The following is a 13,786-nucleotide window of genomic DNA, read 5'->3' on the forward strand; positions in this document are numbered from 1 at the left end:
GTCACCCCCTCACCACCCTGATGTTGTCCACCGCGAGATCACCATCGGCGACCCATTCAGTGATGTTCATCCTGGAATTGTGCCGCGCCCGAACCCTGCTGACCGGGACATCGAACTCGAGGACCACGTTGCCTCGGCCCTTACGGATACCCAGTGTGTCCTCCGCGTCACGCGGGCTGTACGGCTTGCCCTTCGCGGGAAGCAGGAAGACCTTGTTCTGGTCGCTCGCCCTGATGACCTTGCTCTCCATGATGCCCCGCTTGCCAGCCGCGTTCGTGTAGTGCCGCATCCGGATGGTCTCTTCCGGCTTGGCGTTGGAGCTGCCACCACCGGCCGAAGGACAGTTGTGGACCAGAACCGGTTCGGACCCGGCAACCACGTAGTACGTGTGCAGGTTGCTGACAGTGAGGTTGTGGACAGTGGCCTGCAGCGTGGTCCACTGCTCGACGGCGGTGATGCGGACCAGGGAACTGGTGGCCGTCCGGAGCTGCTCGCCGGCCTGGAGGTCGGTCGCGTAGATCCATTCCCGCAGTTCCGGCACCCAGAAGGGGTGACGGTCGGTCGTGGTGACCTCTGCGGTCTTCGATCCCTTTTCGCCATCGGTGTCGATGGTGACCTTGACAAGGTGCTTGATGCCCTCGCCCTTGATCTCGGCGGTGACCTCCTCGGCCTCGGTCTCGCCCGTCTCCGGGTCGGTTGCCATGACCTGGTCGCCGACCTTGACGTCCTTGATCGCCTTGGTGGAGCCGTCGGCCATCAGGACAGCGGTGTCGGGTGTGAAGCTGTTGACCGGGTCGCCGTCCTTGCAGCCGCCGCCCGAGCCGGAGTCCGAGCCGCCGTCGGAGTCGCCACCCGAATCGTCCTTGCCGGAATCGTCCCGGCCCGAATCGCCCCGTTTCCCGCCCGACTTGGACTCCGCCCGGCCGCCACCCGACGATCCCTTGGACTGGGACGTCTTACGGGCCTGGACCTGAACTGGGTTGCCCCGGGCCCCCTTGGACCCGGTATGAGCCTTCTTCTTCGCAGCCTCCGCCGCAGCCTTGGCAGCCTCGCGAGCCTTCCGTTTCGCCTCCGCCGCAGCGGCCTCCGCCGCCTTCTTCGCCTTGATCAGCGCCGCCTTGGCGGCCTTCGCGGCCTTCAGCCCCGACTCGGCCACCGCCTTGGCCACACGCCAGGCCTTCACCGCGCTCAGCGTCGCCTCGAAGGCCTTCCACATCTTCTTGCCCTTGGAGAAGATGCTGGTCCAAGGAATCGCGTCCATCAGGAGGCTGCCGCAGGCCCACAGGTCACCCTGGGAGAAGCAGCCGACCACGTCGTTCCAGCCGATGAACTCCTTGAACACCGCCCAGCCGACCGACAGGATCACATCGCCGATCGACCTCGAAAGCGTCCGCTGGTATTCCGCGATCTTCGCGTCCAGCGCCGCGATCGACGCGTCGAAGCTCGACGCCGTCGATGTGAGGCCGCTCGGGTCCGCATGTGTGACCGGGTTGTTGTTCGCGTACGAGTAGCCGTTCGCCTGGAGCGGGTCGCTCGAATCGAGCACGGGGTCCGCGGTGATGAAGCGGCCCGTCCACGGGTCGTACTCCCGCGCCCCCAGGTGCACCAGGCCCGCTGCCTTGTCGTCGTCGCCGGTGGCGAATGTCGTGTCCGAGCGGGCCGGCGTCTCAGCGGTGCGGTCGACGCCCCACGGATCCTTCTTGGTGATGCGGACCGACTGGCCGCCGTCCAACCGCACCTCGGCGAGCGGGGTGCCGTTGTGGTCGACCGCCTGGGCGAACACCTGCTCGGAGGCTCCGGTCGTGGAGCTGGTCTCGCGGTAGCGCGTCACCGTCGGGGCGCCGCCGAGCGAGTAGGAGCGCTCGGCGGAGCGGAGCTTGCCCGTGGCCGTCAGGGAGACGCTCGTGTCGGGCAGGTGCAGCACCGCACCGGCGCTCGAACGCTCCAGCAGGCGGTTGCCCAGGGCGTCGTACACGTACGTCGTCTGTGACGCCGGCTTGAACACCTGACCCGTCGCCGACGCCGAACACGTCGCCAGGGTCAGGTCGGTGCTGTTGGTGAGCGCCGCGGCGGACATGCACAGGCCAGTGGCGACGTGCTTGATCAGACCGGTGCTGAGGGTCTGCCAGCGCTGCGCCGTCGAGGCGTTGTCACAGACCTGGACCAGGACGGCCGCGCCCGCGGCCGTGCCGTTCGGCTGTGCGCAGGCGCCCGCCGCTATGAACTGTCCGATCGTCGGGTCTTCGACCGTGCCGTCGTTGTTGGTGTCGGCGGCCTTGAGACGGAAGTTCTGTGCCTTGGACGCGTTGCACACATAGACCTGAAGGACGTTGCCGGCTGTGGGGTGGCCACCCGACAGGTCCAGACACATGTCGGACGCGCCCACCCAGGCTCCGGAGCCGTCGGGGCCGAAACCTGTCACCGACTCGATCTGGCCGTCCCAGCTCCACTTCAGGGCCTGGGCCGTGTCGCCGCCCGTGGTGCGTTCCTTGAGGTTGCCCGCAGCGTCGTAGGTCTGCGTGGAGCGGGTCTTGACCTCGGCACCGGCCGCCGTCTTGTACATGGTGTCGTACGTGGTCAGGGTGTGCGGCTGGTCGTTCTTCTTCGTGTCATCGCTGTTGGTACCGAAGTTGTAGTCCGTGACGACGTCGTTCTTGGTGTCGACCACCCCGGAGGTGACCGTCGGGTCGGCCTTGTGGACCGTCTTCGTCTCACGGTTGCCCAGCACGTCGTACGTGTACGACTGCCAGTAACCGTCGTTGTTGGACGAGACGTTGACCTTGCCGTCCGAGTACACCGGCTCGGCCGTCGACTTGCCGGATGCGGTGCAGGACGCTCCGCCCGGTGTGGTCCACGCGGTCGTCAGCTGACCGAGTGCGTCGTACGTGAAGCACTGCTGGTCCGTGGTCCCCGTGCCGATCTTGTCCGAGACGGACAGGATGTTGCCCGAGGGGTCGTAGGCGTAGGCGCGCCTGCTCACCGTGTTGCCGGTGATCGTGGCCGTGTCGGTCGCGGTCTCCCGGACGAGCTTGCTGGTGAGCAGTTCGCCGGTGGACTCGTCGAAGGAGTTGTCCTGCCAGACCCGGTGGCCCACCTCGCCCACCGTGGAGCGCATCACCTGGCCGTAGGGCGAGTAGGACGTCTCGGAGACGTACCAGTCCTGGCCGGAGAGGGTGGTGGGGAGCCCGGCCTCGTTGTAGCGGGTGATGACGGACTCGGCGCTGAGGCCGCCCACCTCGGGGGTGGTGTACTTCTCCAGCTGACCGTCGTCGTTGTACGTGTAGTTGTACGTGTACTCGGTCTTGAAGCCGTCCGTGGTTGTGCCCGAGGTCGTGCCGTCGGGCAGCTTCAGCGTCATCGACGTCGGCTGGTAGTCGGCCGTGTAGCCGGCGACCGAGGACGTGTACGCCTTGCCGTCGGTGTAGCGGGTCGCCGACGCGAGCTGGCCCTTGCCACCGGGGGCGGAGTCATAGACGTACGACTGGACCGCGGTGCCCGAAGTCGCGCCCGCCGCGGTGAACTTGATCTCCGACACACGGTTGTAGCGCTCGTAACTGTAGGAGACCTTCTGCCCGAGGGCGTCCGTCGCCGTGTCCACCCGCCCGTAGGCGTCGTACGCGGTGTGGGTGGCGCCGGTGTCGGGATCGGTCGTGTCGGTGACGCGGCCCAGCGCGTCGTACTTCCAGGTGCGGGTGTGGCCCACCTCGTCGGTGGACGTGACCATGTCGCCGCGCAGGTCGTACGCGTATGTCGTGCTGATCGCGCCGGCCTCGGTCAGCGCCGTGTCGCTGTACGTGTCCTGCTGCACCGTACGGCCCAGCGCGTCCGTCCACACCCGGGAGCCGGGCGTGCCCTTCGGCTGACGGACGATCGTGTAGTCGAGGCCGTACTGGTAGCGGGTGCGGCGGTCCGTGGTCTTCACCGTCGAACTGCCGTCCACCGCATCCTCACCCGTCTGCGGGAAGGAGTGCTGGACGGGAGTGACGGTGAGGACGCGGCCCAGGCCGTCGTACGTGTAGGTCGTCGCGTTGGGGACGAGTGACTCGGAGACGGGGACGATCAGGTCGGTGCCGGGGTCACCGCCCATGTAGTAGGCGTTGCGGGTGAAGCTGACCTGACCCGCCGCGTTGTGGAAGGTGTCGGTGATCAGCTTGCCGCCGCCGACTGCCGGGGTCTGGGACTGGCGTTCGCGGCCCAGGCCGTCGTAGATCGTGGTCGAGGCGGTGTACACACCGTCGCCGAACGAACTACTGGGGTTGTCCTTGAGTGACTCGGTGACCACGGACACCGGCTTGCCGTCGGCCGTGTTGTAGCTGTAGCGCGCGGTCGGGTCGTCCGTGGCGGGCTGGGTCGGGTCCCAGGCTGCCGTCGTACGGCCCAGCGCGTCGTACTCGTACGACGTGGCGCGGCTGTTGGGGTCGCTCGAGGTCAGGGTGGCGCCGCGGCCGGGCTCCACCTTGGTGATCGTGACAAGGCCGGTTTCGACGCCGCTCTCGACCTTGGTGCCCTGGACCGTCTTGATCTCGTAGACCTGGCCCGAGGACGGTGTGTACGTGGTGGTGTTCGCCAGCCCGGTCGCGTCGGTGACCTTCGCGACCCGGCCGAACTCGTCGTATTCCGTGCGCGACTCGGGGGTGGCCGAATCCCAGACCGTACCCGCCGTCGCCGGCGTCACCGTCTTGGTGATCTGCCCCTTGGAGGGGGTGGCGGTGAGGGTTGTGGCGCTGTCGTAGAAGACCTGCGAACCCGACAGCAGCGTCGAAGCTGTCGCCGCCGTCAGATCGGTCGAACAGGTCGAGGTACCGGTCGTGGTGAGTGTCTGGCTGACCAGGCCGACCAGATAGACGCTGTCGACGGCACCGGAGTTGTTGTGTACGTACGACGTACGCGTGCATGACTCGTCGTTGGACTTCGCCACGTCGCCGAACTCACGAACCTCGGTCGGCAGACCGTAGGAGTCGTAGTCGGTCTCCGTCAGTGTGGTCCGCAGCGTCGCCGAGTCCCCCGGCCGGGTACCCGACGACTTGGTGACGGTCTTGACCTTGCCCAGGGTGACGCGCTCAGAGACCACGTCCGGGCCGTCCGTGCGATTCCGCGTAGCCAACCGCACCGGCGCATCCGGATAGTTGACCGTACGGGACAGCCAGCCCGACGTCGTGGCCGCACCCGAGTCGGGATACGTCAGCGACTCCGCGACCATCCCCGCGTACGCCTTGCGGTCGTCCGCGATGTCCGTGCCCGTGACGTCCTGGACCTTGAAGGAGCGCTTGACGTCGTCGCTGGAGTCCTTGGGCGTGCTGTCGTCCAGCACGTCGTCGCTCATGCCCCGGAAGTAGCGCGTCACCGACTTCGACGCCACGCTGCCGTCCGGTGCCGACGGGACGCCGGAGATCGTCGTGATCACCGGGTAGCCGCGCCAGTCGTCCCACGTGCGGGTCTTCGGGCGGGAGAACTCCGCCTGGTTCTTGGCCCACAGGGCGCCGACCGTCTTGTCGGTCGTGTTCGTGTCGTACTCGTACGTCGTCGTGACGTCCGTCGCGTCCGCGAGTTGCGGGTACTCCGTGATCGACTCGACCACGTACTTGTGGAACCACGAGATGCGCTTGTCGGTCAGCTCGCCGTCCGCGTGCCAGTAGGCCGGGTAGCAGCGCAGCGTGTTCTTGTCCGGTGCGGGGAAGTTCGCACCGGACGCACAGGCGTCCTCCGGTGCCTTGTACGTGACGTGGGTGCGGCCTCCGTACTCCGACACCACGTCCTGGATGCGCAGGCGGCCGAACAACGGGTCCGTGTCACCCGTGGCCTTCTTGACCCGGTTGGGCAGCACCAGCTTGTTGCGGCCGAAGATCACCGGGTTCAGGCGGTCGGTCGAACCGTCCACCGCGTAACCGGTACGGGTGATCGACTCCAGCCAGAGTGCCGTGTACTCGCCCGTCAGGCCCCAGGGGAACGACTGGGCGAGGCTCCAGGAGTCCACCTTCGAGAGGGCGGTGGTGCCGTACGTGTCGTCGTCGATGCCGCAGGCGTTGCGGGAGCCCGTGTCGTCGGCCGAGTTGTACTCGGTCAGCTTCACGCCCTGCTCGCGCTGGGCGCACGCCGTCACCGTCGCCAGGCGCTTGCGCGACCAGAACGTCGGGGCGTACGTCGAGCACTTCGCGTTCGTCTTGCAGGCCAGGTCTGCCGGCGTGTCGAACCATGGGCGGGTCAGGTACGACTGCTTCGAGTCGAAGCTCGTGGTGGAGCAGTCCCAGGTGTTGTCGCCGTCCTTCTCGAAGCAGCGCTCCTGGGCGGTGAACTTCATCCGGCCCAGCGGCTCGGTGGAGTAGAGGGTGTTCGCGCGCTGGCCGTAGTCGATGCGGGAGAGGTAGCCGGCGCGGTCGTACTCGACCGCCTTCGCCTCCTTGTTGTTCTTGGCGTAGGCGTTGGTCTCCTTGTGCCACCACAGGGACATCGCGTTGCCGTTGAGGTCGACGACGTAGTCGAGCTGGAAGCGCCAGCCCTGGTCGCAGAAGGAGTCCTCGAACTTGGTGGCGTGGCACGGGTCGGTGCTGTGGTTGCCGGCGACCGGCACGTTCAGGACCGACTTGGTCTCCTCCTTGCCGGAGGTCCAGCCCGGCAGGCGGTTCATGCCGAAGTAGTACTGGGTGCCGTCACTGGTGGTGACCCGCCAGAACTCCCCGTTGTTGTCACCGTTGTTGGAGGCGGCGATGCCGGTGATACGGGTGTAGTCGGCCGAAGTCAGCAGCTCCACACGGGTGTTGTCGCCGCGCGAGGTCTTCCACACATCGTCGTCGTCATCGAAGACCAGCTCGGTCGTCGTGCCGTTCAGCGTCAGGACCGCGTTGTTCGAGCCCCAGCACTGGTCGCCCGTGAAGTGCTTGTCGTTGTTCGCGTCGGCGGTGTCCGCCGCGCAGCCCACGAACGTGCGGGTGATCGCGCCCGGGTTGTAGTCCCAGCCCTCGCCGATCCAGGACACCTGGTTGTTCGTGCCTGACGTACGGCCGTCAGACGATTGCGAGTTGTAGCTCAGGGTTACGTTCGGGGACGGGCCGGACGGGACCTGCGGGCCCGCCATCGTGTACGCGTACGTGAACGCGCCCGACGAGCCGCCCTGCGACCACGTGCCCGCCGAGGACAGCGGGGTCGCGGCGAAGTCGCCGCCGGAGCCCGCGCCGTAGGAGGTACCGACCAGCAGGCCGCCCGCGGAGTCGGCCACCTGCTGCACGCCGGACTGGCTCTCGCCGCGCCACACCGCCGAGTTGACCGAGCCCTTGTCGGTGCTCGCGGCCGTGGAGGCGCTCGTCGACGTGGCCGTGGACACCGAGGCCAGGGCGGCGGTGTCGACGGTCAGGTTGAGCAGGGTCTCCTGAATGTCCTTGGTGGTGTCGGTGGAGTCGGAGGTCTCGTCGGTCGCGCCGTCCTCACCGGGGTCCGCCTCCGAGCCGGAGTCGTCGCCGCCCGCGTCGACCGAGACGGTCACCTCGTCGGTGGTGCGCTCGACCGCGGTGGTCACCGGGATGCCCGTCGAGCACGCCTCTTCCTCCGGCGTCGTCGCGTAGCAGGCCGGCATCAGGGCGAAGGACAGGCGGTCCAGCCACTGCGCGCTGTACGTCTCGGCGAAGCGGGTCGCGTCGATCTGGATGACCGCGTCACCGGTGGCGGTGTCGGGGGCGTCGACCTGGAGCAGCACGCCCTGCGTACCGGCGGCCACCGCGTCGGCCTCGGGCTCGACCGTGACGTTCCAGGCACCCTCGAGGGAGTCGGCCTGGGCCTGCGTCGCGTCCGTGGGCGCGGTGACGCCGACGGTCAGCGTGCCGTCGGTGGAGGCGGCGACCGGCTTGGGCGTGCCGCCCGCGGTGACGTCGGCGACCGGGGCGGTCACGTCGACGGCCTCGGGGACCTGGACCACGGCCGCCGGGGTGTAGTCGGTCAGCTTCTCCAGCGCGGGCGCTTCGAGCTGCTCCAGCTTGTCGGTCTTGGTCTCGTCGACCGGGACGGCGTCCGTCGCCTGGAGGTCGTCCAGCTCGACCGTCGTACGGGCGTCGTTGTCGGGGCCGAACGCCACAGCGCCCTGCAACGAGGCGACGTTGAGGGCGAGGAAAACGGCGGCGACGACTCCGAGTCGCGCTCTTCGGCGGAACAGCCGATCACGTGGTGATCTCTCCGTCAGCCAACCTTTGCCGCACCACGACAAGCCCCCGCGCATGGCGGACCGACCTTTCCCCGTTTCCCCGTATCACCGTGCCGCACGCCATCCAGAAAACGTCCGAGTCACCGGGTGACGGAAACGTTCAGAGCGATGGCACATGGTGATCAATGACGGGATGAAATTGACGCCTCGTGAAGATCCGCGTCAAGGCCGGATAAGTTTGTGTTAGCTATGTCACGCCCCAAAAACTGACAAAGAACAGCAAAGAATCGCCATACCCCTCAGTCACTTACACCCCTCCTACTCCCGGGCTTCACAGGGGTGTTGATCTCGCCGGGGTGGCTTGCACATACTCCACACGTCCAAAACGGGGGGTCGTGCGTTCAAGCCTGACCCAAGGACAACGGGAGAAGGGTCCCTTGAGCGACCACGACAGTCATGACATTGCACCAACGCCCCCTGACAGACGGGGAGTTCGACGCGGCGTCGCCGCCGCGGTCGCCCTCGCGCTGCTGGCCGGCGGTGCCACCGTCCTGGCCCTGCGCGACGACGGGCCGGCCACGGAGAGGTCGCCCGCGGCGGGCGCGAAGGCCAAGGCGGCGAAGAGCGAGGTCAGCGCCGAGGACGCGGCTCAGAAGAAGGCCCGTAAGACCGGCAAAAAGGTCGAAGTGGCCGCGCTGACCGACGAGTTCTCCCAGACGTTCGCCAATCCCGACGGCTCCTTCACCTACACGGCCTCCGTCGCGCCGGTACGGGCGAAGAACGCCCGGGGGAAGTGGGCGCCGGTCGATGTCTCGCTGCGCGAGGAAAAGTCCGGGTGGACCACCGCAAACAGCCCGTATCCCGTCACTTTCACTTCGGGGGACTCGGACTTCACCCCGTCCACAGGAAACTCACAAGTAAACAACGCGAGTTTTTCCGGTAAAGGATCGGCAAATCATGCGGCCTTCACCACTACTGCCAGGGCGAACGGCTCGAATTCCTCAGGTGAATTCCAGGTAAACGGCACGCATTCCGCCGACACCGTCGCCGATGACGCCGAACCCGCCTGGACGCCGCTCCTGACGATGTCCGCCGAGGGCCACGAGATCCAGGTCGAGTGGCCGGGCGGGCTCCCCGAGCCGGTCGTCGAGGACAACAGGGCGCTGTACGAGGGCGTGCTGCCGGACGTCGACCTGATGCTCACCGCACGCGACACCGGGTACACCCACGTCCTGGTCATCCACACCCCGGAAGCCGCCGCCGCGCTGGCCGCCGACCCGCCCCGCTACCGCTTCACCTCGCCCACCCTCGCCTTCTCCCTCGACCCGTCCACCGACGTCGTGCACGGCAAGGACAAGGACGGCAACGAGGTCTCCGTCTCGCCCACCCCGTTCCTGTGGGACTCGGCGGGCACCCACGACACCGACACCCCGGCCACCGACCCGGACGCCGGCACCGGCAGCAACGAGGACACCGAGGACGTCGAGGCCTGGACCTCGGAGGCGGACGAGTCCGCCGAGGCCAACCCGGAGGACGGTGCCGGGAGTTCCGGAAGTTCGTCGGACGACTCCGACTCCCAGCTCGCCGGCGCGGACATCGACCCCGCCGCCTACGCCCTCCCGGCCGCCGCCGCGAACGAGACCCTCGCGCTGCCCGCCGTGAACGGCCCCGGCGAGGGCGCGCACGCCACCACCGCAGGGGCATCCCTGAACCAGGTCAGCCGCGTCCTGACCATCGACCCGCCGAGCGACTACCTCGACCGGACCGGTGCCAAGGCCCCGGTGTACCCGCTGTTCCTGGACCCCTCCACCACCGCCACCCGGTCCAACTGGACCACCGCCTACAAGAAGTTCCCCAGCTCCAGCTTCTACGACGGCGCCAACTACAACCAGGACACCAAGGAAGCCCGCGTCGGCTTCGAGCGGGACACCTGGGGCACCGCCCGGTCGTTCTTCAAGCTCAAGCTCCAGAAGAACATCAAGAACGCGGACGTCTCCAGCGCCACCCTGAAGGTCCTGGAGACCCACTCCTGGTCGTGCAGCAAGCGCACGATGCAGGTGTGGCGCACCGGCACTTTCTCCAGCTCGACCACCTGGAACAAGCAGCCCAGTTGGAACCGGAAGATCACCTCGAAGTCGTTCGCGTACGGCTGGAAGTCCAACAGCTCCTGCCCCGACACGAACGTCAACTTCACCGTGACCTCGCTGGCCCAGGAGGCCGCGGACAACGGCTGGACCTCCTTCAACATCGGTCTGGTGGCCTCGACCTCCTCCTCCGCGCCGACCGGCTCGGCGTCGAGCCTGGAGACGGACACGTACTCCTGGAAGAAGTTCAAGGCCGAGGGCGAGGGCTCGCCGTCGGTGGCCATCACCTACAACCGCAAGCCCGGCCTGCCGACCTCGGTCACGATGAGCCCCGGCTACTGCGACACCAGCGCGTCGCCCTACATCAGCCTCGGCAAGACCGTTCCGACGATCAGCGCCAAGGCCACCGACCCCGACAGCGACCTGGCCAAGCTGGAGTTCGAGGTCTGGCGCGAGGGGTCGTACGAGGCCACCCACAAGTACTTCTCCGACTCGGTGGACGACGGCGAGACCGCCTCGGTCAAGCTCAGCTCCGACAAGTTCACTCTGGCCAACACCTACAGTACGTGTGGCGGGTGCGGTCCTGGGACGCGAAGGTCAGCAGCGCCTGGTCGCCCACGAGCGGCGCCGGGCTGTGCCGCTTCGCCTACGACAGCGATCTGCCCGACTCGCCCACCAACGTCACGTCGACGCAGTTCCCCGCCGACACCGAGAACGACAACAACGGCGAGGTCTGGTCCACGGTCAAGTTCGGTACCGCCGGTGACTTCACCTTCACCAAGGGCGCCGACACCGACATCGTGAAGTTCGTCTTCTCCGTCAACAACACCACGTACAACTACTACGCCTGCGCGGGCACCAAGCAGGGCACGGGCGCGGCGACCTGCACCACCGCCATCACCTCGACGGAGAACTACACCGGGTTCCAGCCCCCGGCGGCCGGCCCCAACACCCTCTACGTCAAGGCCGTCGACTCGGCGGGCAACATCTCGCCGAACCCGTACAAGCACACCTTCTACGTCACCCCGCGCCCGACCGCCGACGCCGCCGGAGACCTCAACGGCGACGGTTCCCCGGACTACGCGCACGTGACCGCCGCCGGGAACCTCTGGATCAACACGACGGACCAGAACGGCAAGTGGAACGTCAGCTCCTGGGGCACCCACGACAACGGGACGCTGCTGCGGGACGCGGGCACCGCCCCGCACATCTGGAACGCCGACAGCGTGGCCCCCGCGTACGCGCTGGTGACCCACAACGGCGACTTCGCGCCCGGCGACGGAGTCACCGACTGGGTGATCCGCACCCCCGACAACCGGCTCTTCATCTACCCCGGTGACGGCTACGGCGCCGTCAACGTCAGGGAACGCGTCGAGGTACGGCTGCCCGCCAACATGCCCGCCCCGTCCACCTGGTCCGAGATGAAGGCGGCCGGCGACCTCACGGGCGACGGCCGGCCCGAGCTGTTCGTCGCGGGCGGGGTCAACGGCGCCGAGCTGTGGATCCTCTCCGGCTACACGGGCGGCGCCTTCACCACCGCCACCCAGATGACCACCACGTCCTGGGCCGACCGGGACTTCGTCGCCATCGCCGACTACAACGGTGACAAGGCGATGGACATGACGTACCGGTCCGCGGCGGGCAACATCGTGCTGCGCAAGGGCATCCTCGGCAGCGACGGGGTGAGCACGGTCCTCAGCAGCCTGGGCACGTCGGCCGGCAGCCTGGACGGCGACGACGTCTACGGCGCCACCACGTTCACGGTCGCCAACCACCCGCTGGTGTACGGCAGTCCGGACCTGACCGGCGACGGCATCCCGGACATGATCGCGACCAACACCGCCGGCGCCCTGCTCCTGTTCGCGGGCACCGCCACCGCCAACGACGCGTCCCCGGACACGCTGGACGCGGACGGATGGACGACGGTGAAGCGACTGGGCTGACCCTCACGGGTAAACGGCCGAGGGGCCCTTCCGTCCAGTACTCCGGTACCGGACGGAAGGGCCCCTCGTCGTTCGACTACGGGTGTACGTCAGCCAGCCGGCGTCGCCGACACCGTCGAGGCCGTCGCCTCGCCCTTCGCCAACGGCCACTCCTCGTGCAACTCCCCCAGCGGAATCCGGTGCTGGAAGATCGGCGTGCCGAAGATGGTCAGCTGGATCTGGAGGGCGCCGGAGAGATCCACGCCCCCGTACAGCGCCCAGGAGCCGCTCACCGACCCCGTCCCGTCGCTCGACCCCTCCGCGACCGCGTCCGCCTCCACGCGGAGATACGGGGCGAGGTCGGCGCTGACACCGACGGTGCCGTACAGACCGATCGACGCCTCGGCACCCAGCGACGCCTTGACGTCACCGGTCGCCGTGACGTTCACGTCCAGCGGTGTGCCCGTCATCGCGGACTCGCTCACCGGCGTCCAGCCCTTGCTCCAGGAGAAGGTGCCGCCGACGCGGAAGTCGCCCTTGAGGTCCTGCTCGACGTCGACGGTCACCGTGCCGTCGGCGTCGACCTGGAAGTAGCAGACCAGGTCGAGGTTGACGACGATCGGGACCGGTCCCGCCTGGATCACGGGGTCGGCGTGCAGCTGCGCGAAGGGAATGCGCAGCGGCTTGCCGTCGGTCGTGGTGGTCCCGGCCGCGCGGCCCTTCAGCGACCACTGCGAGGCCCAGTCACCGGTCAGCCCGAGGAAGGCACCGCCGGGCGCCGAGCCGGTCCCGCTGCCGGAACCGTCGTACGAGAAGGCGACCTCGGGCGCGAGCTGGACGAAGCCCTCCACGGAGGCCGCCGCCGAGGCGGGAGCGCCCTCGGCCGTGGCGATCGCGGCGCCCACGTCGATCCGCAGGCTGCCCAGCGGCAGCTTGGCGCCCTCGGGGCCGAAGGTGAGGTCGCCGGTCTTCGCCCAGGAGACCTTCACACCCTCGACGAGCGGCTCGACCTCGATGGCGGCCGGGTCCACCGGAACCTCGCCCTCGGCCTTGGACTCACCGAGTACGGAGCTGAGTTCGGCGGCCTTGGTGATGACCTCCGTACCGCCGCTGACGTCCGCACCGACGACCTTCGTCACCTCGGCCAGCAGACCGTCCGGGGCACCGGGAGCGGGCGCACTGGCGATGACGTCACCGACGGCCACGGGGGCGGCGGTCGTCTCCGACGCGGAGGGCGAGGGTGAGGTGGCGGAGGGAGAGGTGGCGGAGGGGGATGCGGGCGAAGAGGGGGTCACGGTGGCCGACTTGGCGGCGATGACCGCCCGCCCGCTCTTCCTGTCGTACGAGGCGACCTTGAGCGACGACTTCCGCGCCGCGGCGCCCGCTTCCGTGGCGTCCTGGGTGGCCAGGGCGGTCGGTGCGGACTTGCCCAACGGGGCTTGTACGACGGCGAGTTGTTCCGGTGTCGCGGTGGCGGCCGGGGTCTCGGCGGCAGCCGCGCCCGCACTCTCCGCGTCCGTCGACGAGCTTGCGGAGCAGCCGGTGGTGAGCAGGGCGGCGACGGTGACGGACGCCAGTAAGGCATGTCTGGTGAGCTTGTGCACGCGTGGGGGTCCTCGGGATCGAGTTGATCGAACTGGGGGACGGGGCAC

At 68.2% G+C, this 13,786-nt stretch carries 4 protein-coding genes; 2 read left to right on the forward strand and 2 right to left on the reverse strand.

Annotated elements, in window-relative coordinates; genetic code table 11:
- Nucleotide 1: 1 nt before the first annotated feature.
- Entirely contained in the window at nucleotides 2–8,074 is an 8,073-nt protein-coding gene (locus tag ACWDR4_RS34630; RefSeq protein WP_450414295.1) for a polymorphic toxin-type HINT domain-containing protein, read from the reverse strand.
- Nucleotides 8,075–8,565: 491 nt separating this feature from the next.
- Between ACWDR4_RS34630 and ACWDR4_RS34635 the strand changes: the two genes are divergently transcribed.
- Both ACWDR4_RS34635 and ACWDR4_RS34640 read left to right on the forward strand, forming a co-directional pair.
- Nucleotides 8,566–11,016, forward strand: a complete 2,451-nt coding sequence (locus ACWDR4_RS34635; protein WP_450414297.1) for a DNRLRE domain-containing protein — start codon at nucleotides 8,566–8,568, stop codon at nucleotides 11,014–11,016.
- A 617-nt stretch (nucleotides 11,017–11,633) separates the two neighbouring features.
- A complete protein-coding gene (locus ACWDR4_RS34640) occupies nucleotides 11,634–12,155 on the forward strand; it encodes an FG-GAP-like repeat-containing protein (RefSeq protein ID WP_450414345.1) in 522 nt (173 codons plus the stop codon).
- A gap of 89 nt (nucleotides 12,156–12,244) precedes the next feature.
- On the opposite strand, the gene ACWDR4_RS34645 is transcribed toward ACWDR4_RS34640, so the two are convergent.
- Nucleotides 12,245–13,738: a hypothetical protein gene (locus ACWDR4_RS34645; RefSeq protein ID WP_450414299.1), complete on the reverse strand. Its 1,494-nt coding sequence runs from the start codon at nucleotides 13,736–13,738 to the stop codon at nucleotides 12,245–12,247.
- Nucleotides 13,739–13,786: the final 48 nt, after the last annotated feature.

The organism is Streptomyces sp. NPDC000878, from assembly GCF_053599695.1.

Coding starts and splice junctions, on each gene's coding strand:
- ACWDR4_RS34640 (WP_450414345.1), top strand. CDS start 11,634: ATGAAGGCGGCCGGCGACCTCACGGGCGACGGCCGGCCCGAGCTGTTC.